Here is a 24,543-nt window from a genome sequence, read left to right as displayed (position 1 = left end):
CACGATGCGTCTCGTGCACGTGCTGCTGCTTGCCGAGACCCTGCCCGACGCCGAGCGACTGGCCTCCGCGTGGCATGCCGCCGCGCCGCACGCCGGCACCGACGCGCGCGAGGTCCGGGTACCCGGGGCCGTCGCGGCGCGTGCGGGCGGTCCGCCTGTCCCGCCGCCCGACGACGCCGCGAGCCGCGGCGTGCTGCTGGCCGGACCCGCGATCCCGGTGGGGCGGCCCGCCGCCGTCGGGCCGCAGGACGCGGGGCTCGCGCACCCGGGGCCGACGGCGCCCGGGCCCGCCTCCTCGGCCCTGCCCCGGGCGGAGGGCGCGGCGCTGACCGAGGCCGCCGCGCGCGCCGACGTCGTCGTGGCGTACGTCACGCTGCTCGACGGCGAGGGCCTGCACCGGGGGGTCGTCGTGGAGGCCGCGGCGGCCGCCGCGCCGCACGCGGTCCCCGTGGTCGTGGTCACGGAGCGCAGCAAGGTGAGCAGGCGCGAGTGGTCGACGGCGGGCCTCAGCGGGGTGCACGAGGTCGCCGACGGCGACGTCGCCCGCGTGGCCCGGACCTGGTCGCCCGGCTGGGCGCGCTGACCCGGCGGGCCCCGCGGGCGGCGCTCCGCACCCCGGACGGTGATGGGCGCACGCGGTACGTGGGCGTACGATCTGAGAACAGACCGGCACGCGGGAACAGACGGACCAGCCGATGGGTTAGGGACGTTCAAGGATCGACTACCGGTATGTCGAACACGATCGGGAGATGACATGACCGACACCACCACGGACATCGGTACCCACGGCGTCAACGTCACCGACGTCGCCGCGGGCAAGGTCCGTAGCCTGCTCGAGCAGGAGGGCCGCGACGACCTGCGCCTCCGCGTCGCGGTGCAGCCGGGTGGCTGCTCCGGGCTGATCTACCAGCTCTACTTCGACGAGCGGGTGCTCGACGGGGACGCTCTGCGCGACTACGACGGCGTCGAGGTCGTCGTGGACAAGATGAGCGTGCCGTACCTCGAGGGCGCCACGATCGACTTCAAGGACACCATCGAGCAGCAGGGCTTCACGATCGACAACCCGAACGCGGGCAGCGCATGCGCCTGCGGCGGGTCGTTCTCCTGATCGCAGCCTCCCGCTGAGCGACGTTCTCGGCGCGAAGGGCCGGTCACCCCACGGGGTGACCGGCCCTTCGTGATGTCCTGGCTCCTTTGGTGGGAGCGGGGTGTGCGAGATCGGTCCGTTGCTCCGAGACCGGTCGGATGCACTGAGACCGGTCGGTCGCACTGAGATCGGTCGAATGCACTGAGACCGGCCGGTTGCACTGAGATCGGTCGGTTGATCGACCGATCTCGACGCAGAAGACCGATCTCAATACCTGGCGGTTTGTCCCCTCTCCTTCGAGACCTAAGTTTCTTCGCTCTGAGCCGCTCCAGAGCGAAGAAACTTAGGTCTCGAAGGAGAGGGTCAGCCGAGGCGGACGGTCACGGCCCAGCCGTCCCAGCCCTCGTCGGCGGTTTCGTCCCAGCCCTCGTCGCCGGGCGTGTTGTCGGCTCCGGCATCGCGGCCCTCCTCGCCCGGGCTCCCGGAGTGGTGCTCGCGGGTCGCCACGTGCTCGTGGCCGCGCATGCGGCACCAGGCGGGCACGTCGTGCTTGGCGGCGGGGTCGGTCGACAGCACGGTCAGCTCGGTGCCCGCCGGCAGGCCCTTCGCGGCCGCGGCGAGCCGGATCACGGGCAGCGGGCAGCGCAGCCCGCGGGCGTCCACCAACGTGTCAGACACACAGGTCACTCTAGTGACCTGTGTGTCTGACACGTGCAAGGGAGTCGTGCGTGGGGAGAGTTACAGGCCGCCGACGCCGAGCATCTCGCGGACCCGCGACACGGCGCCCGGGAGCACCGCGCAGAACCGCTCGACCTCGTCGGCGGTGGTGGAGCGGTCCAGGGCGATCCGCACGTTGCCGTGCGTGAGCACGCCCATCGCGGCCAGCACGTGCGACGGCTCCAGCGTGCTCGCGGTGCACGCCGAGCCCGACCCGACGGCGAACCCGTGCCTGTCCAGCTCCGTCACGAGCGCCTCGCCGTCCACATAGAGGAACGAGAACGTGGCGACGTGGGGGAGGCGTCCGTCCGGGTCGCCCACCACCTCGACGTCGGGGATGCGGGACACCTCGGCCCGTACCCGCTCCACCAGTGCCCGACGACGTGCCTCCTGCGCCACCCGGTCGGACTCGACGGCCTGCAGCGCCACCGCCGCGGCGAACGCCAGGGGCACGCTCACGCCGCCGGGGGCCCACGGGTCCTCGTCCTCGGGTCCTACGGGCGCCGTGCGCACCCGGTGCCGGACGGCGAGGACGCCGACGCCGGCCGGGCCGCCCCAGTCCGCCGGGTCCGCGGCCAGCAGGTCCCAGGTGTCGGGCACCGCGACGTGGCCCACGCTCGCCCCGGCGTCGACCAGCAGCGGGACGCCGGCTTCGCGGGCGGCGTCGTGCACCGCACCGACCGGCTGGACCGTGCCCACCTCGCCGTTCGCGTGCTGCAGCGCGGCCAGCGCGACGCCGGGCGCCCCGACTGCCGCGACCATGGCGTCCACGTCGACCCGCCCGAGCCGGTCGACGGGCACGGGGGCGGCGGGCCTGCCTGCGGCATCCGCACCTTCCGTGACACCCGCGCCTCCGGCACCACCCGACGCCAGGCTCGCCGCGTGCAGGACGGCGGCCCGCTCGACGGCGCTGACGACGACGGCGGAGCCGGCGCGCCGTCGGGCAGCCGCGGCCGCCGCGACCGCCGTGTGGAGGGAGGCGGTGTGGCTGGGCGTGAACCGGACCTCCTGCGTGCGTGCGCCGAGCACGGCGGCGACCGCCTCGCGGGCGCCGTCGAGCAGCCGCGCCGCGCGCCGGCCCTCGGCGTGCAGGCGGCGGGGGTCCGCCCAGCCGTCGGCGAGGGCCTGCTCGAACGCCTGCCGGGCGAGCGGGTGCCACGGGGCGCGCCCGCCGTTGTCGAGGTAGACCCGCTCCGGGGTACCGGAACCTCCGGGCCTGCCGGAACCTCCTGGCCTGCCGAGACTGCCGGAACTGCCGGGCTCACCGGGGTTCCCCGGGGTGGCGTGGCTCACACGTCCTCCTGCTGCTGGTGCCGTCCGTCTGATCCTCGCACCTGTCGTGACGGGCCCTCGCGGCGATCGTTCTGACACGACCTGGGCGGGTGTCCTGAACAGCGCCGACGTGTGCCCCGTGTGCGGAGTGCGTCACGTTCCGCGAGGTCCGTTCCGGGCATCATCAGGCCCCGGAGCGCGCTAGGCTGCATCCCATCGAGGACGAAGGTTCTGCGTGGAGCTCGGGAGGAAACCGGTGCGACGCGCCGGACGAGACGTGAAAGGCCTCCCTTGCACTCGAAGTCACCTACCCGCACCCGGCGGGCCATCCTGCGTGCGTCGGCTCTAGCCGTCGCCGTCGCAGTGCTGGCCTCTGGCTGCGCAAGCGAATCCGTCCAGCGCGGATACCTGCCCGGCTACAGCGACGGGGAGGTGACTAACCAGACCGGTCGCATCACCGACCTGTGGGTGGGCTCGTGGATCGCAGCCCTCGCCGTGGGCATCGTGACCTGGGGCCTGATGCTGTGGTGCATCGCGGCCTACCGGAAGCGCAAGGACGACCACCAGCTCCCGGTGCAGACGCGCTACCACCTGCCGCTCGAGCTCATGTACACGGCCGTGCCGATCATCATGGTGCTCGTGCTGTTCTGGTATACCGACCGCGACGTGACGGCCATCAAGACCGTCGACGGCACCGCGACCGAGCACATCCAGGTCGTCGGCAAGCAGTGGAGCTGGGACTTCAACTACCTCGACGCCGACGTGTACGACTACGGCGAGCACGAGGCGGACCCCGGCAGCGTCACGGCCGAGGACGAGCTCGACGGCGCCGTCGGCACCTCGACGTCCTTCCCGACGCTCTACCTGCCGGTCAACGAGACCGTCGAGTTCACCCTCGACTCGCGCGACGTCATCCACTCCTTCTGGATCCCCGCGTTCCTGTACAAGCAGGACATGATCCCGAACCGGACCAACACGTTCCAGGTGACGCCGACCCGCGAGGGCACGTACGCCGGCAAGTGCGCCGAGCTCTGCGGTGAGTTCCACTCCGGCATGCTCTTCAACGTGAAGGTCGTGTCCGCCGAGGAGTACGACGCCCACATGGCGGATCTCGCGGCGAAGGGGCAGACCGGCTCGCTCGGCATGGACCTCGCCCGCACGGCCGGCCCGGTCGACAACCCGGCGGAAACCACGGAAGAGGAGGCTGGGCACTGATGGCCGCAGCGACCACGACCGAGCTGATCCCGGGCCTGGCCCCCGGGCGCCAGACGCTCGGCCGGACGATCATCAAGTGGATCACCTCCACTGACCACAAGACGATCGGGTACCTCTACCTGATCACGTCGTTCATCTTCTTCTGCATCGGCGGCCTGATGGCCCTGCTGATCCGGGCGGAGCTGTTCGAGCCGGGCATCCAGCTCGTGCAGAGCAAGGAGCAGTACAACCAGCTCTTCACGATGCACGGCACCGTGATGCTGCTGCTGTTCGCCACCCCGCTCTTCGCGGGCTTCGCGAACGTGATCATGCCGCTCCAGATCGGCGCGCCCGACGTCGCGTTCCCGCGCCTGAACATGTTCGCCTACTGGCTGTTCCTGTTCGGTGGCCTCATCACCACCGCCGGCTTCCTCACCCCGCAGGGTGCCGCGTCGTTCGGCTGGTTCGCGTACGCGCCGCTGTCGACCACGACCTACAGTCCAGGGTTGGGTGGAGACCTCTGGGTCTTCGGCCTGGCACTGGCCGGTTTCGGCACGATCCTCGGTGCGGTCAACTTCATCACCACGATCATCACGATGCGCGCGCCGGGCATGACCATGTTCCGGATGCCGATCTTCACCTGGAACACGCTGGTCACCAGCCTCCTCGTGCTGATGGCCTTCCCGCCGCTGGCCGCCGCGCTGTTCGCGCTGGGTGCCGACCGTCGTCTCGACGCGCAGATCTTCAACCCCGAGAACGGTGGCGCCATCCTCTGGCAGCACCTGTTCTGGTTCTTCGGGCACCCCGAGGTCTACATCATCGCCCTGCCGTTCTTCGGCATCGTGTCCGAGATCTTCCCGGTGTTCAGCCGCAAGCCGATCTTCGGCTACACGGGCCTGGTCTACGCGACCATCGCCATCGCCGCGCTGTCGGTGACGGTGTGGGCGCACCACATGTACGTGACCGGCGCCGTCCTGCTGCCGTTCTTCGCGTTCATGACGATGCTCATCGCGGTACCGACAGGCGTGAAGTTCTTCAACTGGATCGGCACGCTCTGGCGAGGAAAACTCACGTTCGAGACGCCGATGCTCTGGTCCATCGGCTTCCTGGTGACGTTCCTCTTCGGTGGCCTGACCGGCATCATCCTGTCGAGCCCCGCCCTGGACTTCCAGCTCTCCGACTCGTACTTCGTGGTCGCGCACTTCCACTACGTGGTCTTCGGCACCGTCGTGTTCGCGATGTTCGCCGGGTTCTACTTCTGGTGGCCCAAGATGACCGGCCGCATGCTGTCGGAGCGCCTGGGCAAGGTGCACTTCTGGATGCTGTTCGTCGGCTTCCACACCACGTTCCTCATCCAGCACTGGCTGGGTGTCGAGGGCATGCCGCGTCGTTACGCGGACTACATGCCGCAGGAGGGCTTCACCTGGGAGAACCAGGTGTCCACGATCGGCGCGTTCATCCTCGCCGCGTCGACCCTGCCGTTCCTCTGGAACGTCTACATCACCTGGCGCAAGGCGCCCAAGGTGACGGTCGACGACCCGTGGGGCTACGGCCGCTCCCTGGAGTGGGCCACGTCCTGCCCACCGCCGCGGCACAACTTCTCCTCGCTCCCGCGCATCCGCTCGGAGTCGCCGGCGTTCGACCTGCACCACCCTGAGGTCGTCGCGATGGAGCACCCGGAGTACAACCGCGGCGTGCTCGACAACATCTACGGCGAGGCCGACCGCCGCGGTCAGGACAAGCAGGCCCAGCAGCGCGCCGCGAACGGTACGGGCGACTCGGGTCAGAGCAGCACGACCATCGTGGACAAGCCGGACGAGGGGACCAGCAAGTGAAGATCGAGGCACGGCTGTTCCTCTGGGGCACGCCCTTCTTCGTCCTGGCCGGGGTCGTCTACGGCTTCATGACGGACTGGCACGAGCCGGTCGGCTTCCTGGGCATGCCGCTCGTCGGTGGCCTGGTCGCGATGATCGGTGCGTACCTGGCCCTGACGGCCCGGCGCATCGACGCCCGGCCCGAGGACGACCCGAACGGCAACATCGAGGACGCCGCCGGTGACCAGGGTGTGTACGCGCCCTGGAGCTGGTGGCCGCTCGCGATCGCCGGCTCCGCCGCGATCTGCTTCCTCGGCCTGGCCGTGGGCTGGTGGGTGCTCTACATCGGCTTCTGCGTGGCGATCATCGCGCTGGTGGGCTGGGTGTTCGAGTACTCGCGAGGCATCCACTCGCACTGACGCTTCGCCGAGATAGAACTGGGGCCGGACCACCGATCGGTGGTCCGGCCCCAGTTCTATCTCGCCACGGTTCTATCTCGGCGGTGCCGGCTACCGGCTGGCCGCGATCCAGCGGTCCAGGGTGGCCTGGGCGGCCCCGGAGTCCACGGCCTGCGCCGCGAGGCCGATGCCCGCGGTGAGCCGCTCCACGAGCGTCCCGGAGCCCGTGCCGGGCAGCGTGCCGTCGGCGACGAGGCCGGAGGCGGCGTTGAGCAGCACGGTCTCGCGGACCGGGCCGTCCTCGCCCGCGAGCACCGCCCGGGCGACGCCCGCGTTGTAGGCGGCGTCGTGGCCGCGCAGGTCCTCGACCTTGATGCGGGTGAGGCCCAGGTCCTCGGCGGGGTCGATGCGGTGCTCGGTGACCGTGCCCCCGGACACCTCCCAGACGGTGGCGCCCGCGGTCGCGGCGAGCTCGTCCAGGCCCTCGTCCCCGCGGAACACCAGCGCGGACTTGCCCCGCTCGGCGAACACGCCCGCCATCAGCGGCGCCATCCGCGCGTCCGCGCAGCCGACGGCGGCCGCGCGCGGCTGGGCCGGGTTGGTGAGCGGGCCCAGGAAGTTGAAGGCCGTGGGCACGCCCAGCTCCTTGCGGGTCACGCCCGCGTGGCGCATGGACGGGTGGAAGGCCGCGGCGAAGCAGAAGGTGATGCCCGCCTCGCGCGCGATGCGCGCGACGCGCTTCGGCGGGTGGTCCAGGCGGATGCCGAGCTCCTCCAGCACGTCCGCGCTGCCCGACGACGACGACGCCGCCCGGTTGCCGTGCTTCACGACGCGCAGGCCGGCACCCGCGATGACCACGGAGGCCATCGTGGAGATGTTCACCGTGTGCGCACGGTCGCCGCCGGTACCCACGATGTCCACCGAGGGCCCGGGCACCTCGATGCGCACGGCGTGCTCGACCATCGAGTCGGTCAGGCCCGAGAGCTCCTCGACGGTCTCGCCCTTGGCCCGCAGCGCCACCAGGAAGCCGGCGAGCTGGACGGGGGAGACCTCACCGGTCATCACCCGGTCCATCGCCCAGCGGGCCTCCTGCTGGCTCAGGTCGGTGCCGGTCATGAGCCCGGCGAGCAGACCGGACCACGTGGGTGCCTCGAGGTTCACGCGGTACCCGCCGTCGCGGGGGCGAGCAGGTGGGCCACGGCCTCCTGGACCTTGACGGCGTCGAGCGGGCGCGCCACGACGCCGTCGGCCAGCGACCAGGTCGCGAGCCAGGCGTCGGCCGGGCGCCCCGTCAGCACGAGCACCGGAGGGCACTCGTAGATCTCGTTCTTGAGCTGGCGGCACAGGCCCATGCCGCCCGTCTGGTCGGCCTCACCGTCGAGGACGAGCAGGTCCCACTTCTCGTTGTCGGCCTGGTCCACCACGGCGGTCGCGGTGGCGGCCTCGGCCCACTCGATGGTGGGCGCGCCCGCGTGCAGGCGCGGCCCGACGGCGAGGCGTACCTGCTCGCGCACCGTGCGGTCGTCGCTGTACAGGAGGACTCGCGGGCCCGGCGCGGAGCTGCCGGAAGCCGTACCGCTCGAACCTGCGCTGGTCACATCCGTCGTCATGCCGGTCATGCGTCGATCGTGGCACAGAGACTGCCTCGGCGGCAGATATGTCCACTCCCTTTTCATGGCGATCTGCTGGATCACGTCAGCAAGTGAGGGCACCGGTAGGGCGATGAAAGGACTTTGTGAGATTCGACGCGAGTGTCCGCGGCTCTTCGGCGTTCGGGACGCTCCAACGTCGGCCATAATGGCTGTCGTGTCGACCGCAACGGCTGCAGCCACCCCCACGCACCAGCACGTGACAGTCAATCGTCCGAACCCGGTCTCGGTCGGGACGATTGTCTGGCTCGCGAGCGAGCTCATGTTCTTCGCAGCGCTCTTCGCGATGTACTTCACGGTCCGGCAGACGATGCCGGCCGAGGAGTGGGCGCTGCAGGCGGACAAGCTGAACATCACCTTCTCGACGATCAACACGATCGTCCTGGTGCTGTCCTCCTTCACCTGCCAGTGGGCGGTCTTCAAGGCCGAGCAGTTCAAGCCGTCGCGCTCCGGGAAGCTCTACCAGTTCTGGACCTGGGGCATGCACGAGTGGCTGACGATGACCTACCTGATGGGCGCGTTCTTCATCGGTGGTCAGATCTTCGAGTACACCGAGCTGGTGCACCAGGGTCTGACGATCTCGTCCAGCGCGTACGGCTCGGTCTTCTACATGACGACCGGCTTCCACGGTCTGCACGTGACCGGCGGTCTGATCGCCTTCCTCTTCGTGCTCGGCCGCTCGTTCGCCGCCAAGCGCTTCGGTCACCACGAGGCCACCACCACGATCGTCACGTCCTACTACTGGCACTTCGTCGACGTGGTGTGGATCGCGCTGTTCGCGGTGATCTACCTGCTGCGCTGACCGTTCGCACGGTCGCCCCAGGGCGTCCGTGCCACACGGCCACGTGCGGTGGCATAGGTTCATGACAGAGAAGCTCAACACTCACAGCGAGACGAGGAAATTTTCGTGAAGGCACTCGCCGCCCGCAGGCATCACCGGCTGGCGCCGGTCGTCCTCCTGCTGCTGGCGCTGCTGACCACGGGCGGCGTCTACGCCGCCCTGGCTCCGAGCACGGCTAAGGCCGAGACCGTCAGCACCGCGGACATCGAGACCGGTAAGAAGCTGTTCCAGGCCAACTGCGCGACGTGCCACGGCGCGAACGCCGAGGGCACCGCAGGCGTGCCGTCCCTGGTAGGCGTCGGCGCTGCCGCCGTCGACTTCCAGGTGTCGACCGGCCGCATGCCGATGCAGATGAACGGCCCGCAGGCGGAGGCCAAGCCGCCGCAGTTCGACGCCGAGCAGACCGCGGCGCTGGCCGCGTACGTCTCCTCGCTGGGCGCAGGCCCGGCCATCCCGACGGACGAGCAGGTCGACGCCTCGAAGGGCGACGCCTCGAACGGCATGGCCCTGTTCCGCACCAACTGCGCCATGTGCCACAACGCCGTGGGCGCCGGTGGCGCCCTCTCGGAGGGCAAGTTCGCCCCCGCGCTGTGGGAGACGTCGGAGCGGAACATCTACCAGGCGATGCTCACCGGCCCGCAGTCGATGCCGGTGTTCAACGACGCGAACATCACGCCGGACGAGAAGCGCGACATCGTGTCGTTCCTCGTCGAGCAGCGCGAGGGTTCGGCCGGCGGTAACGCGCTCGGCGCCCTCGGCCCGGTGTCCGAAGGCCTCTGGGCCTTCGTGATCGGCCTGGGCCTGCTCATCGGCGCAGCCGTGTGGATCGGAGCGAAGTCCTCGTGAGCGAGAACCAGAACAACCCCGCCGACACCTCGCACGAGGTGGCGGTCACCCCCGAGACGGGCACCGCCGTCGGCCACCCGGAGCGGTTTCCCGACCCGGGCGTCCCGGAGCACAAGCACCGCCTGACGGACACCGACCCGCGCGCCGCCAAGCGCGCCGAGCGGACCGTCACGATCCTGTTCGTCCTGTCCATCCTCGGCACGATCGGCTCGATCGTCGCCTACGTGATGGTCCCGCCGGACGGCACGACGTCGGGCGTCCGCCTGTCGACCCTGCTCATCGGTCTGGGCCTCGCGCTCTCCCTGCTCGGTATCGGCGTCGCCGGCATCCACTGGGCCAAGTCGCTCATGGGCGACAAGGAGATGGTCCAGGAGCGTCACTCGCTCGCGACGAACGAGGAAGACCGCGCCATCGCGGTCCGCGACCTGAACGAGGGGCTGGGCGACTCCGGCGTCGTCGGCCGCCGTGGTGTGCTCAAGGGCGCCTTCTTCGGCGCGCTGGCCCTGTTCCCGCTGGCCATCGCGGTGCCGCTCATCGGCTCGGTGGGTGGCGACTGGAACATCTCCAAGTTCAAGCACACCATGTGGAAGTCGGGCATGCGCCTGGCGATCGACCCCTCGGGCCGGCCCATCAAGGCCGCCGACGTCACCGTGGGCTCCGTCTTCCACGTCGTCCCGGAGACCACCGAGGCGTACCGCGAGACGCACGACTGGATCAACGAGAAGTCCAAGGCCGTCGTCCTCATGGTCCGCCTGAACCCGGAGGACCTCCGGACCGACCAGTCCCCGCCCGGCGAGACCTGGTCGCACGAGGGCATCGTCGCCTACTCGAAGATCTGCACGCACGTGGGCTGCCCGGTGGCGCTCTACGAGCAGCAGACCCACCACCTGCTGTGCCCCTGCCACCAGTCGACGTTCGACATCGCGGACAGCGCGAAGGTCGTCTTCGGCCCGGCTAACCGCCGGCTGCCGCAGCTGCCGATCACGGTCGACGACGAGGGCTACCTCGTGGCGCAGCAAGACTTCGCCGAGCCCATCGGCCCGAGCTTCTGGGAGCGCCTGAAGTGAGCACCGCGACCCACGACACCAAGAACGAGGCACCGGCCAAGCCGACGACGACCGTCGGCAAGGCCGCGGACTACCTCGACCAGCGCACCTCCATCGGCGTCGCCGTCAAGGAGTTCGCGCGCAAGGTCTTCCCGGACCACTGGTCCTTCATGCTCGGCGAGATCGCGCTGTTCTCGTTCGTGGTGCTGATCATCTCGGGCTTCTTCCTGACGATGTTCTTCGAGCCGTCGATGGCGCTGGAGCACTACGAGGGCGAGCACCCGGCGAGCATGCAGGGGCAGCTCATGTCCGTGGCGTTCGCCTCGACCCTCGAGATGTCCTTCGAGGTGCGCGGCGGTCTGCTGATGCGGCAGATCCACCACTGGTCGGCCCTGATCTTCATGGCCTCGATCGTGGTGCACATGATGCGCGTGTTCTTCACCGGCGCGTTCCGCAAGCCGCGTGAGATCAACTGGATCGTCGGCATCCTGCTCATGATCCTGGGCCTGGCGGCCGGCTTCACCGGCTACTCGCTGCCCGACGACGTGCTGTCCGGCAACGGCCTGCGCATCACCGACGGCGTGGTCAAGTCGATCCCGGTGCTCGGCTCGTTCATGTCCTACATGATCTTCGGCGGCGAGTTCCCGGGGCACCACATCGTGCCGCGCCTGTTCACGCTGCACATCTTCGTGGTGCCGGGCATCCTGCTCGCGCTCATCGCGCTGCACCTGTTCCTCATGGTGCTGCAGAAGCACACCCAGTACCCGGGTGGTGGCCGCACCGACAAGAACGTGGTGGGCTACCCGGCGCTGCCGGTGTACGTCGCCAAGATGACCGGCAACTTCTTCATCGTGTTCGGCGTGCTCGTGCTCATGGGCGCGACGATGTCGATCAACAACGTGTGGAACTACGGGCCGTTCGACCCGTCACCGGTCTCCGCCGGCGCCCAGCCGGACTGGTACATGCTGTTCCTGGAGGGATCGCTGCGGCTGATGCCGGGCCAGGGCACGGAGTGGGTCATCCTCGGCTACACGTTGCCGTTGAACGTGCTGATCCCCGCCGTCGTCATCCCGGGTCTCCTGTTCACGTTCCTCATCGTGTACCCGTTCATCGAGGCCAAGGTCTCGGGCGACGACCGCGAGCACCACGTGCTGGACCGCCCGCGCAACAAGCCGGCGCGCACCGGCCTGGGCGTCGCGTTCCTGACGGCGTTCATCATCCTGGCCCTGGCCGGGTCGAACGACCTCATCGCCACGCACTTCGCGCTGTCGATCAACGCGATCACCTGGGTGTTCCGCGTGCTGTTCTTCGTCGGGCCGGTGTTCGCGTACTTCATCACGAAGCGCATCTGCCTCGGCCTGCAGCGCAAGGACCGCGAGCTGGTGCTGCACGGCCACGAGTCGGGCCGCATCGTGCGCTTCGCCACCGGCGAGTACATCGAGGTGCACACCCCGCTGGACGACCAGGAGCGCTGGCTCCGCGTCAACTACGAGGCGCCCGGCCCGCTGGCCATCGCCCCGAAGACCGACGCGCGGGGCGTCAAGCGCAAGGGCTACGGCGCCGACAAGCGCTGGCAGGTCCTGTCCCGGTTCTTCTACGAGGACCGTGTCTCGCCCGTCACCCCGGCAGAGGTGGCCGCCGCGCACTCGCACGGCGAGCACGACGAGCTGCACGGCTCCGAGCGTCAGGCCGTCGAGGCCGGCGCGGGAACCACCTCGCGGGAGCACTGAGCGACCTGCGACACCAAGCGATGGCCTGCGTCTCTCGGTCCGCATCTGCGGCCGGGGACGCGGGCCATTGCCGTCCCGGCGGGCACCACCTCGGCGCACGACCCGGACGGCGTCCCACCCTGCGCACCGTCCGGTGTGCGGACCGATCCTGGAGGTACCTCAGCAATGGCTGTTTACACGCTCCCTGACCTGACCTACGACTACGCCGCGCTCGAGCCCCACATCTCGGGCAAGATCATGGAGCTGCACCACTCCAAGCACCACGCGACGTACGTCAAGGGTGCCAACACTGCCCTGGAGCAGCTCGAGGAGGCCCGGGAGACGGGCAACCTGGCCAACGTCAACAAGATCGAGAAGGACCTCGCGTTCAACCTCGGTGGTCACATCAACCACTCGATCTTCTGGACGAACATGGCGCCCGAGGCCGGCGGCGAGCCGACCGGCGACATCGCCGCGGCGATCGACGAGCACTTCGGCTCGTTCGAGAAGTTCAAGGCGCACTTCACCGCCGTTGCCGCCGGTGTGCAGGGTTCCGGCTGGGCCGTCCTGGCCTGGGACTCGATCGGCCAGAAGCTGGTCGTGGTGCAGCTCTTCGACCAGCAGGGCAACATCCCCTTCGCGCTCACCCCGGTCCTCATGCTGGACTGCTGGGAGCACGCCTACTACATCGACTACCTGAACGTCCGCCCGGACTACATCAAGGCCTGGTGGAACCTGGTGTCGTGGAGCAACGTCTCCGAGCGCCTGGCACGGGCCAAGACGCAGACCGCGGGTCTCGTCGTCCCGTCGGCCTGACGGACCTGACGGCCTGACCAGGCCGTCGACCAGATCCGGCGCACCCCGGGAGCTTTCTCCCAGGGGTGCGCCGGATCTGTCGTTCCCCGACGCAGTGCCCCGGATCGGCGCCGAGGGTGGAAGCAAAGCCCGCTTCGGTGTCTACTGGAGGTCAGGAAGAGGCCCGTGCCGCCTATCTCAGAGGTGATGACGTGGCAACGAAGCAGCGTCCGAGTACCGCGATCGGCAAGACCGCCGACTACCTGGACCAGCGCACCACCATCGGTGCCCTGGTCAAGGAGTTCGCGCGCAAGGTCTTCCCGGACCACTGGTCCTTCATGCTCGGCGAGATCGCGCTGTTCTCCTTCGTGGTGCTGATCCTGTCGGGCTTCTTCCTGACGATGTTCTTCGACCCGTCGATGGGGCTGGTGCACTACGAGGGGCAGTACCCGGACACGCTGCACGGGGAGCTCATGTCGTCGGCGTTCGCCTCGACGGTGCACATGTCGTTCGAGGTGCGTGGTGGCCTGCTCATGCGGCAGATCCACCACTGGGCCGCCCTCATCTTCGTGGCGTCGATCGTGGTGCACATGTTCCGGGTGTTCTTCACCGGAGCGTTCCGCAAGCCGCGCGAGATCAACTGGATCGTCGGCCTCACCATGCTGATCCTGGCCCTGGCCGCGGGGTTCACCGGCTACTCGCTGCCCGACGACGTCCTGTCGGGCAACGGCCTGCGGATCATCGACGGCGTGGTGCTGGCGGTCCCGGTGATCGGTACGGAGCTGTCGAACCTGGTCTTCGGCGGCGCGTTCCCGGGCGACCAGATCATCCCGCGTCTGTTCACCATCCACATCCTGGTGGTGCCTGCGCTGCTGCTCGGCCTCATCGCGCTGCACCTGTTCCTCATGGTGCTCCAGAAGCACACCCAGTACCCCGGCGGCGGGCGCACCGACAAGAACGTGGTCGGCTACCCGGCACTGCCGGTCTACGTGGCCAAGATGACGGGCAACTTCTTCATCATCTTCGGCGTGCTGGCGCTCATGGGCGCCACGATGGCCATCAACAACGTGTGGAACTACGGGCCGTACGATCCGGCGCCCGTCTCGGCGGGCACCCAGCCCGACTGGTACATCCTGTTCGTCGACGGTGCCCTACGCCTCATGCCGGGTCCGGGCTGGGAGTGGGTCATCGCCGGCTACACGCTGCCGATGAACATCCTGATCCCCGCCATGATCGTGCCCGGCATCCTGTTCACCCTGCTGATCGCCTACCCGTTCATCGAGGCGAGGCTCACCGGGGACCACCGGGAGCACCACGTGCTCGACCGGCCCCGCAACAGGCCCGTCCGCACGGGGATCGGCGTCGCGTTGTTCGTCGCGTTCCTGGTGCTGGCCCTCGCCGCGACCAACGACCTCATCGCCACGCACTTCGCCCTCAGCATCTTCGCGATCACCTGGGTGCTGCGCATCCTGCTGATCGTGGGCCCCGTGTTCGCGTTCTTCGTGACCAAACGGGTGTGCCTGGCCCTGCAACGCAAGGACCGCGAGCTGGTGCTGCACGGCCACGAGTCCGGTCGTGTCGTGCGGTTCGCCACCGGCGAGTACGTCGAGGTGCACACCCCTCTGGACGCGCAGGAGGTGTGGCTGCGCACCCAGCACACCTCGCCGCAGCCGCTGGAGATCCAGCCCGCCCAGGACTCCCACGGCGTCAAACGCAAGGGCTACCGGTCCGACCGGCGCTGGCAGCGGATCTCCGAGTTCTTCTACGAGGACCGCGTCGAGCCGGCCACCCCCGCCGAGGTCGCGGCCGCCCACTCGCACGGCAAGCACGACGAGCTCGAGGCGAGGACGCCCGCGGCCGTCGGACCGGGCGGGGCCGGAAGCAGGGCCGGAAGCAGCGCAGGAGGCGGCGGAGGAACAGGCACGGCGGGGCCGAGGGCTGCCGGCCCGGGCGCGACGGAGCCGGGCTCTGCGGGACAGGGAGAGGACAAGCAGCAGTAGCCGCTGCTCGTCGCCCCCCTGCTCGCCGGTTACCTGGGTGGTCGGTTACCTAGTCGTCGAGCCCCAGCGCGAACGCCTGCTCCAGGTCCGCCTTCGAGAAGGCGCGGAACGCGATGAGCGTCTCGGTGTTCAGCACGCCCGGCACCTTGTTCACCGTGTCGGACACGACGCCGGCGAGCTGCTCGTGCTCGGGCACGCGCACGATCGCCACGAGGTCGGTCTTGCCGGTCACGGAGAAGACCTCGCTCACACCGTCGATGTTCGCGACCTCCTGCGCGACCTCGGGGATGCGGGACGTCTCGGCGTCGATGAGGACGATCGCGGTCAGCATGCCGTCATCGTATCCACGTGCCGCGGGTTCTCGGGTTCCGTCGCGGGCGCGGCGGCCTCGACCTCGGCTGCGCCGTCGTCGGGCACAGTGCCGTCGTCGGGCACCGCGCCGTCCCCGGCGATCTCGACCCGCACCCGGTCCGACGCCCACGTCAGGTCGGCGTGCGCGCCGGCAGCGCGCACCGGGCAGGCCCAGGTGTCGCTGACGTGCACCAGCCGGACGCCGGGGGAGTCGAGCCAGGCGAGCAGCAGGTCGGTCTCCTCGGGGTGTGCCGCGGGGGCCGGGGCTACGGGCGGCTCGACGTGCTCCGCCGTCGTACGCAGGGCGTCCACCAGGGGGAGCGGGCTGGCGCCCGGGGCCGACACGTCGGTGCCGGCGAGCCGGCCGTGCTTGATCACCACGATCTCCCAGCCGCCGGGCTTGCCGGGCGCGTCGCCGATGCCGGACGGCCGCGCGGCGACCAGCTCGGCGCACCCGGCCAGGGGGCCGAGGCGCTGCGCCCGGTGCGCGCCCTGGACGAAGGCGCGCAGCCGCCGCGTCACCTCGCCCGCCTCCTCGTAGCGCTCCTGGTGGGCGAGCGCCGCGATGCGGTCGGAGAGGGCGCGCACCACCGGTGCGGGGTCGCCGGTCAGGGCGGCGCGGGCGGCGTCGGCCACGTCCGCGTAGGAGGCGTCGGGCGCCTCCGTGGCCACGCACGGCGCGGAGCATCGGCCCATGCCCGCCAGGGCGCAGGGGCTGCCGGGGCGCTTGGAGACCAGCGGGATGCGGGCGGTGCACTGGCGCAGGTTCAGGGCGTCGTGCAGGGCGTGCACGGCCTCCTGCGCGGTGCGCCGGGACCCGAACGGGCCGATGTGCGCCGCGCCCGCCACGACGCCGCCCACGACCGACAGGCGTGGGTAGGCCTCGTCGGTCAGGCGCACCCACGAGTGCCGCTCCGGGAACTTGGAGCGGCGGTTGTAGCGGGGCGCGTGCTCGGTGATGAGCCGCAGCTCGCGGACCTGTGCCTCCAGCGGCGTCGCGCACGCGACGGGCGTGACCCGCTCCGCGATGCGCACCATCTCCGTGATCCGCTTCCGCTTCTCCGCCGCGGTGAAGTACGAGCGCACGCGCTTGCGGATGTTCACGGACGTGCCGACGTACAGCACCTCGTCGCCCGGGCCGCGGAACAGGTACACCCCCGGGCTGTCCGGCAGGTCGTCGGCGAGGTGCCGCTTGCGGCGCACCTCGGGCGGCACGGGGTCGGCCGCCGTGGCGAGGTCCTCCAGGTGCGTGACGCCCATGGGCGCGAGCCGGTCGAAGAGCGCGTGCAGCACGTCGACGGTCGCGCGCGCGTCGGCCAGCGCGCGGTGCTCCGGGGAGACCGTGGCGTGGAACAGGTTCGCCAGGGTGGACAGCTTGTGGTTGGGCGCCTCGTCCCGCGTCACCAGACGGCGGGCCAGCGGCACCGTGTCCACCACGGTGTACCCGGGCCACGGGTAGTCCAGCCGGGCGCACATCGCCTTGAGGAAGCCGACGTCGAACGGCGCGTTGTGCGCCACCAGCACCGTGTCGCGCGCGAACTCCAGGAAGCTCGGCAGGACGAGCTCGATGTCGGGCGCGGTGGCGACCATGGCGTTCGTGATGCCAGTGAGCCGCGCGACGAACGCCGGGACCGGCTGCCCCGGGTTCACCAGCGACTGGAACTCGCCCAGCACCTCGCCGCCGCGCACCTTCACCGCGCCGATCTCGGTGATGCCGCCCTCCTTGGCGTTGGTCCCCGTGGTCTCCAGGTCGACCACGACGAACGTGACGTCGCGCAGCGGCGTGCCGAGCTCCTCGAAGGTCGCCTGGTACGGGGCCCGGGTTCCGGCGGACGTGGAGGTGCTCACGGCGTGCACGGTATCCCGAGCCACTGACACTGGGCCCCCGGGCCCACCGCGGGCTGGGTCCGGGGCCTCTGGTCCCCGCCCGCGCCGGTTCCTAGAGTCGACGGATGATTCGCCGGCCCGGGAAACCTGACCGACGCACCGCACGCGGCGCCCGGACCCGGAGCCGGTGGCGCCCTGTTCCCGACGAGGCCCCCGACGAGCGGGGCCAGGCCCTCCTGGAGTACGTCGCCGTCGTCGGCGCGCTGCTCCTGGTGGCACTCGTGGTGCTCGCCGCGGCGACGCCCGTGGGCCGGGACCTGAGCGGGCAGCTCGTCTGCGCCGTCCAGTCGATCGGGCAGCCCGGGAGCCCCGAGGACTGCGTCGACGGCCCTGGCGACGGACCGGGCGACGGGCCGGGCGACGGACCCGGCGACGGACCGGGCGACGGGCCGGGGGACGGCGACGGCGACGACCCGGGCGACACCTCGTGCGAGGACGAGCTCACCCTGTCCCGCGTCTCCCAGGAGGACCGCGACACCGCCATGGTCGTGATCCAGATCGACTGCGTCTGGTACCCGATCCCGGTGACGTGCCTGTTCACCGTCTCGGAGACCGAGCTCGACGACGTCTGGAAGACGGTGATCTCGGGCGGCCGGGACGAGAGCCTGGAGCGCGAGGGCAACGACAAGATCGTCGACTGCGTGACCGAGGGCTGGGGCGACGAGAGCGATGACCCGGACGACGAGCAGTGCAACCGCACGATGCCGACCAGCGAGGACGTCAGCCTGGACCCGCCGAAGGTCCGCATCGGCTGCAAGTGGCTCCCGGTCCCCGAGGACGTGTGCGACGCGGAGTGGGAGGCGTACAAGGAGTCGAGGCCCGGCCGGGAGCGTGCCGCGACGTCGGGCTGGCTCTACGAGTGCGTCACGACGGCCTACGACAACATGGAGCCCGACTGCTACGTGCAGGTCAACACCCACATCGAGGACCACACGACGTCGTTCCTGTTCTTCCGGTTCAGCACCACGGAGGCCGTGATGATCGAGCGGCTCGGTGACGGCCGCGTCCGGGTGCACATGCTCAAGGGCAGCGGGTTCGGGGGCGGGGTGTCGGGCGACAACATCTTCGGCTCGCCCATCTCCTTCGGCGTGTCCGCGATCGACGGCGTCACGAGCGACACCGCGTACGAGTTCACGAGCGTCGAGGACGCGCAGGAGTGGATCTCGTGGCAGTCGAAGACGGACGGGCTGAAGTCCGGGATGGAGCACGCCTGCGGGGCCTTCGGCGGCCAGCTCCAGGCCGGCTGCGAGCCCGCGAAGACCCGCTACAACGACCATCTCGAGGACGAGCCGGACCACCACATCGTCAACGACGCCGACACCGAGACCAAGAAGGTCACCGTCAACGTCGGGATCGACGGGCAGAAGGGCGGCAAGAGCAAGGACGGGAAGGGCGTGGGCGCGGGCGGCAGCGCCGAGGGCAGCTACGAGGGCGAGGTCATGGTCGAGGACCGGCTGTGGGACAACGGCCTCTACGAGGTGAGCTACACGTCCACGGACATCGGCGGCTTCCTGGTCTCCGGCGCGCTCGGGCCGGGCGGGCCGTGGGGCAAGAGCGACAAGCTCGGCAAGCTGATGGGCAAGGGCGGGGTCGGCGCCACGTGGAAGGGCTCGACGAAGACCACCGTGTACTTCGACGAGAACGGCGACCTCGTGCAGATGTACATCACCATCGACGACCAGGCGCTCGCGACGCTCTACGAGGCCGGGTTCGAGGTGGAGACGGACCTGCCGTACGGCTTCGAGGCGGGCGGCAGCTACAGCAAGAACAAGCAGGAGGGCACCTCGTCCGTCCAGGAGTTCATCCTCGACTTCAACCAGTACCCGGACCTGCGCGACAAGTTCACGCCGATGGTCGACGAGCTGTTCCCGCGCGACGACGAGGGCAAGCTGAAGAAGGGCGACATCGAGATCGAGCGGGACGACCAGGAGGACGGCGGCGAGCTCCGCGAGGAGCTGGAGGAGCACGGCAACGTGCGCGAGCTGACCTACGACGACACCAAGACCGAGGAGAAGGTCGAGACGGGCGTGAGCTGGCAGGGGATCGACCTGCTCAAGGGCGAGTGGATCACCACCGACGAGGAGCGCGTGCTCAAGGAGTCGTCGTTCGAGGTCACCGACGTCGACGGCAACAAGGTCAAGATCGAGCCCGCCCCCCGCTGCAAGCACGAGAAGTTCGAGCCGGACGACGACTACTACACCAACGGCAAGGTGAAGCAGGGCCTGGGCGGCGACTGGCGCAACCCGATGTACGACCGGGACGAGGGCACCTACCCGGGTACCGACTTCGACGGCGACGTGCCGGGCAGCCGCAGCGAGAAGAGCAAGTCGCTCGCCGACGAGTACGCCAAGGCGTTCCCCGACAAGAACATCATCGTCCGGCACCGGGACATCGGGCTGGAGTTCGGGCCGGACGTCACGGGGAAGGTGCACCTCGCCACGGTGGGGGAGTTCTACGTGGTGGGTCTCGACTCAGGGACGGTCACGCGCCAGGGCGACGGTGGCTACACGAACTGGGCCTTCAAGGGGAACTTCAACCGCCCCGGCGACAACAAGGTGGTCAAGTTCAAGCCGCGGGGCGAGTGAGCCGGGTGGTTGAGGCGGGTGGGTGAGGCGGCTGCCTCACCCACCTGTCGGCTCAGCCCGCGTCCGGCTCAGGACCAGCGTTCGCCGGTGAGCTGCTCGTAGATCTCGACGTACCGGGCGCGGGTCTCCTTGACCACGTCGTCCGGGATCTCGGGGCCCGGGTAGGTGCGGTCCCAGCCGGTCAGCGTCGAGGACCAGTCGCGCACGAACTGCTTGTCGTAGGACCACTGCGAGCGGCCGGGCTCGTACTCGCTCGCCTTCCAGAAGCGCGAGGAGTCCGGGGTGAGCACCTCGTCGGCGAGGGTCAGCACGCCGTCGGCGTCGAACCCGAACTCCAGCTTCGTGTCGGCGATGATGACGCCGCGCTCGCGCGCGATCTCGGCGCCGCGGTCGTAGATGGCCAGCGTCAGCTCGCGCAGCCGGCCCGTGGTCTCCGTGCCCAGGTCCTTGGCGATCTCCTCGACGGAGATGTACTCGTCGTGCCCCTCGTCCGCCTTGGTCGACGGCGTGAACACGGGCTCGGGCAGCCGGTCGGCCTCGACCAGGCCCGGGGGGAACGCGACGCCGGACACGCTGCCGGTCGCGTTGTAGCTGTCCAGGCCGCCGCCCGCGAGGTACCCGCGCGCGATGCACTCGACGGGCACGATGGTCAGCTTCTTGCAGCGGATGGCACGCCCGGCCCACTCGTCCGGGACGTCCTCGCTGATCACGTGGTTGGGCACCAGGTCGGCGAACTGCCGGAACCACCACAGCGAGAGCTGGGTGAGGATCGCGCCCTTGTCGGGTACGGCCGTCGGCAGCACGACGTCGTACACCGACACGCGGTCGGAGGCCACCAGGATCACATCGTCGCCGTCCGCGTAGACCTCGCGAACCTTGCCCTTCCGGATCAGTTCCACGGGGCCAAGGCTAACCCGGCACGCGCGCCGGACCGGTGCGCGTACCGGGTTCGTTCAGCGGGGGCACCCGGGGCGCCTACGCGCCCGCGAGGTCCAGGACGGCGTAGCCGTACCCGTCCAGGTGCACGACGTCGCTGCCCGCCTCGACCCGGAAGCCCCGGGCCAGGACCGGCCGCGCCCTCGCGGCGCCGTCGAGCGGCAACTGCACGGCCGCGCGGCCCGGGTTGAGGACGACGGCGAGCGTGCCGCCGCGCACGAACGCCAGCGGGTAGCCGGTGGCGAGCACCTCGACGGGGGCGGCCACGTCCAGCCGCTCGTCGCCGTGCCGCAGCGCGATCAGGTCGCGGACCAGGCGGAGCAGCGAGCCGTCGTCGTCCACCTGGGCCGCGACCGTCGGACGCCCCGGGTCGGGGTCCTCCGGCAGGTAGGTGGAGTCGGCGGGCTTGCCCGGCCCGTACGGGTCCGCGGGCAGGTCGCCCCACTGCATCGGCGTGCGCGAGCCCGCCCGGTCGTAGTCGGGGCCCAGCCGGGAGCCCTCCAGCGTCGGCGTGCCGGGCACGTACCGCATGCCGATCTCGTCGCCGTAGTAGACCGACGGCATGGCGGGCCACGTCATGGTGAGCACGTGCGCCACGCGCGCCTGCTCGGCGTCGCGCGGGCCCGCGACGAGTCGCGTGAAGTCGTGGTTCGACGTCGGCAGGCCGACGACGCCGCCGTGGCCGGCCGCCGCGATGGCGTCCGTCGCGGCCTGCCAGGCCCGGACGAACGTGGCGGCGTCGCCCGCGCCGTCCGCGCCCGCCCAGGGCGACAGCTCGCCCCAGCCGGGGCTCACCGTGCCCGCGCCGTTGTTCCACAGCGACCGCAGCGGCAGCCCGTCGTCGTCCCCGCCGAACTGGAGGAAGAAGTCGGCGTGGAAGCCCGCGGGGACGGCGACCTTCGGGTCGCCCCACTCGCTGATGATGACGCGGCCCGGCCACTCGCGGTCCAGCCAGGCGCGCATCTCGTGCCACAGCCTCGCCGTCTCGACGTGGCCGGGGTCGTCCTTGACGAGGGACGCCGCCATGTCCACGCGGAACCCCGCCACGCCCAGGCCGAACCAGTGCGCCATGATCTCGCGCAGCGCGGCCCGGTTGGCGAGCGGGCCGGGCGCGTCGACGGGCTGCCGCCACGGCTCGGCCGGGTCCGTGCGGGCGTAGCCGAAGTTCAGCGCCGGCTGCACGGGGAAGAAGTTGGGCTTGTAGTACCCGCCCCGCGCTCCCGGGCCGGGCTGGAAGCCCTCGGCGGGCACGTCGCTCCACACGAATCGGCCGTCGTCCGGGTCATCGGCCGACGCGCGGAACCAGGGGTGCTGGTCCGACGTGTGCCCGGCCACGAGGTCGAGCAGCACCGAGATGCCGCGCCGCCCCGCCTCCTCGGTCAGCCGCGCCATGTCCTCGTTCGTGCCGTAGCGCGGCGCCACCGTCAGGAAGTCGGCGACGTCGTACCCGGCGTCGGCGAAGGGGGAGACGAAGCACGGGCTGAGCCAGATCGCGTCCACCCCCAGCCAGGCGAGGTAGTCCAGGCGCTCCGCGATCCCGGCGAGGTCGCCGATCCCGTCACCGTTCGAGTCCGCGAAGGACTGCGGGTAGATCTGGTAGAGCACGGTGCGCCCGAGGCGCGAGGCGAGGTCGACGGAAGCCAAGGAGCTACTCCTTCGTAGGTGGTGCGGAAGATCCAATGTGTCAGACGCTCAGGTCCCTCGGGGGACCTGAGCGTCTGACACGTCGGGGGTGCTAGTCGTCGGGGTGCTAGTCGCGGCCGACGGCGAAGGTCTCCATCGCCATCAGGGGGCGCACCTCGCGCTCCAGGGCACCGGGCGCGACGTAGCGGCGCATCGCGTCGTCGGCCAGCTCGTTGCCCAGCGCCGCCATGATCATGCCCTGGTCCAGCGCCAGGTAGCGCTCCGATACCTGGCCGCTGCGCACGGCCACGGCGTCGTAGAAGCCGCCCGGGCCGTACGCGTCGAAGTCCGTCGCGATGTTGCGCAGGTTGGTCATCGCCTCGCGGGGCGCGTACCGCAGCGCGAGGAACGACGCGTGCGGCGTCACGACGCCGTCACCGTACTCCGTGGGCTCCGGCGAACCCTCGCGGCAGCCCTCGTACGGCTGGTCGACGGTCGTGCGCTCCTGGTCGGACGTGTAGCCCGGCCCGTCCAGCCCGAGCTGGTCCACGCCGTACTCGCGGTACCCGCCGGCCGGGTCGTTCGACGGCGAGAAGCCCCAGTACCCGTACTCCGCCTCCTGCATGCCGTGCTCGATCTGGCCCTGCACGTACAGCGGGTGGTTACGGCCCCACGAGCGCGGGCCCCACGTCTCCTCGGGCACGAACAGCGGCACCATCAGCGCCTCGAACATGCTGCCGCCCCAGGTCGGCACCACGCGCATGCCGCGGTACGGCAGCGCGCCCTCGAACACCGGCACCCCCAGGTACTCGGCCCACTGCCCGACCGGCCGCGTCTCGGTCCAGGACCAGTCGCAGGTGTCGGGGAACGTGCGGTACGTGCCGAAGTAGTGCTCCGCCGGGATCTGCCCCTCCGCGATGCCGAGGTACGACGCGATGCGCGGCTCCGTGTTGAACGCGCCGTAGTGGTGGCCCGTGTACCAGACGTCGGAACCCATCTCGCAGTAGTCGCCCGCCACGGGCGCCGTCTCCTGCGGGTCGACGTCCCAGAACCCGCCCCGGATCTGGTTCTGCGCCGGGTCGAAGTAGCAGCCGAAGTCCATGTCCTCGCGGACGGCGTCCGCCGCGCGGGCCAGGGACGGCTCCGCGCGCGCCGTCAGCAGCAGGCCCGTCGCCAGCCAGCCGTTGTCCACGCTGGAGAGGAACGGCTTGATCGCGTCACCGCTCGTGGGGAACGTCAGCAGCTTGTCGCCCGTGGCCGGGTCGTACCAGTTGTAGAACATGCCGCTGGGCTCGTGCTTCTCCAGCCCCGCGACCGTGTCCAGCGTGGTCGCCAGGCGCTGGCGCGCCTCCTTGCGCCCGATCAGGCCCGTGTCGCGGGCCACCACGGTGCTCCACAGGTACGCCCCGATATTGGTCGGCGAGGTGTACCCGCCGCGGTCGGCCGGGTCGAGGTCCCCGCCGATGTTGTCGTCCGGCAGGCCCGTCTCCTCGTCGACGAGCGCCTCGAACGAGCGCCACGTGTCGGCGGCCCAGGTGCGGAGCTGACGGCGGTCCTTCGCCGAGGTGTGCTCCTTCGTCTGGTTCTGCGCCTGGCTCGGGCCCTGCGCGCCTTCGGCTTCCGGCGGGGTGGCCGACGGCGCCCCCGTGGCGCTCGCGGACAGTGTGCTCGCCGGCAGTGCGGCGAACGCCAGGGCGGCGACGGCGGCCGTCGCGACCGCGGTGCGGATACTTCTCATGGTGTGTCTCCTACGTCGTCGTAGTGGGGACAGGTGCTGTGCGGTGACAGGTCAT

Annotated in this window: 20 protein-coding genes and 1 pseudogene; 12 read left to right on the top strand and 9 right to left on the bottom strand. The window is 70.4% G+C overall.

Features of this window, described 5'->3' with window-relative positions:
- Positions 1-4: 4 nt before the first annotated feature.
- Positions 5-583, top strand: coding sequence for a hypothetical protein (locus tag FHX71_RS15190; protein WP_182617706.1), 579 nt, complete (start codon positions 5-7; stop codon positions 581-583).
- Between the two features lie 171 nt (positions 584-754).
- Positions 755-1,108: an iron-sulfur cluster insertion protein ErpA gene (gene erpA / locus FHX71_RS15185; RefSeq protein ID WP_108495706.1), complete on the top strand. Its 354-nt coding sequence runs from the start codon at positions 755-757 to the stop codon at positions 1,106-1,108.
- Between the two features lie 342 nt (positions 1,109-1,450).
- Here the strand turns inward: erpA and FHX71_RS15180 are convergent, their stop codons facing one another.
- Complete coding sequence (locus FHX71_RS15180) at positions 1,451-1,765, bottom strand: sulfurtransferase TusA family protein (protein ID WP_182617704.1); 315 nt, start codon at positions 1,763-1,765, stop codon at positions 1,451-1,453.
- A 60-nt stretch (positions 1,766-1,825) separates the two neighbouring features.
- The gene (locus FHX71_RS15175) at positions 1,826-3,097 is read right to left on the bottom strand and encodes a cysteine desulfurase family protein (RefSeq protein ID WP_182617702.1); all 1,272 of its coding nucleotides are present in this window, start codon (positions 3,095-3,097) and stop codon (positions 1,826-1,828) included.
- A 270-nt stretch (positions 3,098-3,367) separates the two neighbouring features.
- Here FHX71_RS15175 and ctaC point away from each other — a divergent pair, with 270 nt between their 5' ends.
- From ctaC to FHX71_RS15160, 3 genes are read left to right on the top strand one after another with little or no spacing between them, the layout of a single operon-like run.
- Positions 3,368-4,291, top strand: coding sequence for an aa3-type cytochrome oxidase subunit II (gene ctaC / locus FHX71_RS15170; RefSeq protein WP_182617700.1), 924 nt, complete (start codon positions 3,368-3,370; stop codon positions 4,289-4,291).
- Positions 4,291-6,105 (top strand): aa3-type cytochrome oxidase subunit I, encoded by a 1,815-nt coding sequence (ctaD, locus tag FHX71_RS15165; RefSeq protein WP_182617698.1) that lies wholly within the window; start codon positions 4,291-4,293, stop codon positions 6,103-6,105. The genes ctaC and ctaD overlap by 1 nt, the downstream gene beginning before the upstream one ends.
- Positions 6,102-6,503 (top strand): cytochrome c oxidase subunit 4, encoded by a 402-nt coding sequence (locus FHX71_RS15160; protein WP_182617696.1) that lies wholly within the window; start codon positions 6,102-6,104, stop codon positions 6,501-6,503. Before ctaD ends, FHX71_RS15160 begins: the two co-directional genes overlap by 4 nt.
- 90 nt (positions 6,504-6,593) lie before the next feature.
- Here FHX71_RS15160 and trpD read toward each other — a convergent pair whose 3' ends face one another.
- Both trpD and FHX71_RS15150 read right to left on the bottom strand, forming a co-directional pair.
- Entirely contained in the window at positions 6,594-7,643 is a 1,050-nt protein-coding gene (trpD, locus tag FHX71_RS15155) for an anthranilate phosphoribosyltransferase (protein WP_182617693.1), read from the bottom strand.
- Positions 7,640-8,101: a response regulator gene (locus tag FHX71_RS15150; RefSeq protein WP_182617691.1), complete on the bottom strand. Its 462-nt coding sequence runs from the start codon at positions 8,099-8,101 to the stop codon at positions 7,640-7,642. Before FHX71_RS15150 ends, trpD begins: the two co-directional genes overlap by 4 nt.
- 178 nt (positions 8,102-8,279) lie before the next feature.
- Between FHX71_RS15150 and ctaE the strand changes: the two genes are divergently transcribed.
- From ctaE to qcrB (FHX71_RS15120), 6 genes are all read left to right on the top strand, one after another.
- On the top strand, positions 8,280-8,933 hold the full coding sequence (gene ctaE, locus FHX71_RS15145; protein WP_182617689.1) for an aa3-type cytochrome oxidase subunit III: 654 nt from the start codon (positions 8,280-8,282) through the stop codon (positions 8,931-8,933).
- A gap of 105 nt (positions 8,934-9,038) precedes the next feature.
- The gene (qcrC, locus tag FHX71_RS15140; RefSeq protein WP_182617687.1) at positions 9,039-9,818 is read left to right on the top strand and encodes a cytochrome bc1 complex diheme cytochrome c subunit; all 780 of its coding nucleotides are present in this window, start codon (positions 9,039-9,041) and stop codon (positions 9,816-9,818) included.
- Entirely contained in the window at positions 9,815-10,885 is a 1,071-nt protein-coding gene (gene qcrA / locus FHX71_RS15135; protein WP_182617685.1) for a cytochrome bc1 complex Rieske iron-sulfur subunit, read from the top strand. The genes qcrC and qcrA overlap by 4 nt, the downstream gene beginning before the upstream one ends.
- Positions 10,882-12,594, top strand: coding sequence for a cytochrome bc1 complex cytochrome b subunit (qcrB, locus tag FHX71_RS15130; protein ID WP_182617683.1), 1,713 nt, complete (start codon positions 10,882-10,884; stop codon positions 12,592-12,594). The genes qcrA and qcrB (FHX71_RS15130) overlap by 4 nt, the downstream gene beginning before the upstream one ends.
- A gap of 165 nt (positions 12,595-12,759) precedes the next feature.
- On the top strand, positions 12,760-13,389 hold the full coding sequence (locus FHX71_RS15125; protein ID WP_182617681.1) for a superoxide dismutase: 630 nt from the start codon (positions 12,760-12,762) through the stop codon (positions 13,387-13,389).
- Between the two features lie 191 nt (positions 13,390-13,580).
- Positions 13,581-15,368, top strand: coding sequence for a cytochrome bc1 complex cytochrome b subunit (qcrB, locus tag FHX71_RS15120; protein WP_182617678.1), 1,788 nt, complete (start codon positions 13,581-13,583; stop codon positions 15,366-15,368).
- A gap of 49 nt (positions 15,369-15,417) precedes the next feature.
- On the opposite strand, the gene FHX71_RS15115 is transcribed toward qcrB (FHX71_RS15120), so the two are convergent.
- Both FHX71_RS15115 and FHX71_RS15110 read right to left on the bottom strand, forming a co-directional pair.
- Positions 15,418-15,699, bottom strand: coding sequence for an Lrp/AsnC family transcriptional regulator (locus tag FHX71_RS15115; RefSeq protein WP_182617676.1), 282 nt, complete (start codon positions 15,697-15,699; stop codon positions 15,418-15,420).
- Positions 15,693-17,576 (bottom strand): DEDD exonuclease domain-containing protein, encoded by a 1,884-nt coding sequence (locus tag FHX71_RS15110; RefSeq protein WP_182617674.1) that lies wholly within the window; start codon positions 17,574-17,576, stop codon positions 15,693-15,695. Before FHX71_RS15110 ends, FHX71_RS15115 begins: the two co-directional genes overlap by 7 nt.
- A gap of 95 nt (positions 17,577-17,671) precedes the next feature.
- Here FHX71_RS15110 and FHX71_RS15105 point away from each other — a divergent pair, with 95 nt between their 5' ends.
- Positions 17,672-20,191: a hypothetical protein gene (locus tag FHX71_RS15105; protein WP_182617672.1), complete on the top strand. Its 2,520-nt coding sequence runs from the start codon at positions 17,672-17,674 to the stop codon at positions 20,189-20,191.
- Positions 20,192-20,259: 68 nt separating this feature from the next.
- Here FHX71_RS15105 and FHX71_RS15100 read toward each other — a convergent pair.
- The 3 genes and pseudogenes from FHX71_RS15100 to FHX71_RS15090 form a co-directional block, all read right to left on the bottom strand.
- Positions 20,260-21,096, bottom strand: a pseudogene (locus FHX71_RS15100) (phosphoribosylaminoimidazolesuccinocarboxamide synthase); the annotation flags it as partial.
- Between the two features lie 70 nt (positions 21,097-21,166).
- Entirely contained in the window at positions 21,167-22,771 is a 1,605-nt protein-coding gene (locus FHX71_RS15095; protein ID WP_182617668.1) for an alpha-amylase family glycosyl hydrolase, read from the bottom strand.
- A 106-nt stretch (positions 22,772-22,877) separates the two neighbouring features.
- Positions 22,878-24,488: a glucoamylase family protein gene (locus FHX71_RS15090; RefSeq protein ID WP_182617666.1), complete on the bottom strand. Its 1,611-nt coding sequence runs from the start codon at positions 24,486-24,488 to the stop codon at positions 22,878-22,880.
- Positions 24,489-24,543 lie beyond the last annotated feature (55 nt).

It is taken from the genome of Promicromonospora sukumoe (assembly GCF_014137995.1).
Classification (GTDB): domain Bacteria; phylum Actinomycetota; class Actinomycetes; order Actinomycetales; family Cellulomonadaceae; genus Promicromonospora; species Promicromonospora sukumoe.
Note: the sequence above shows the minus strand (reverse complement) of the source record. Positions and strands in the feature narration are given on the sequence as shown.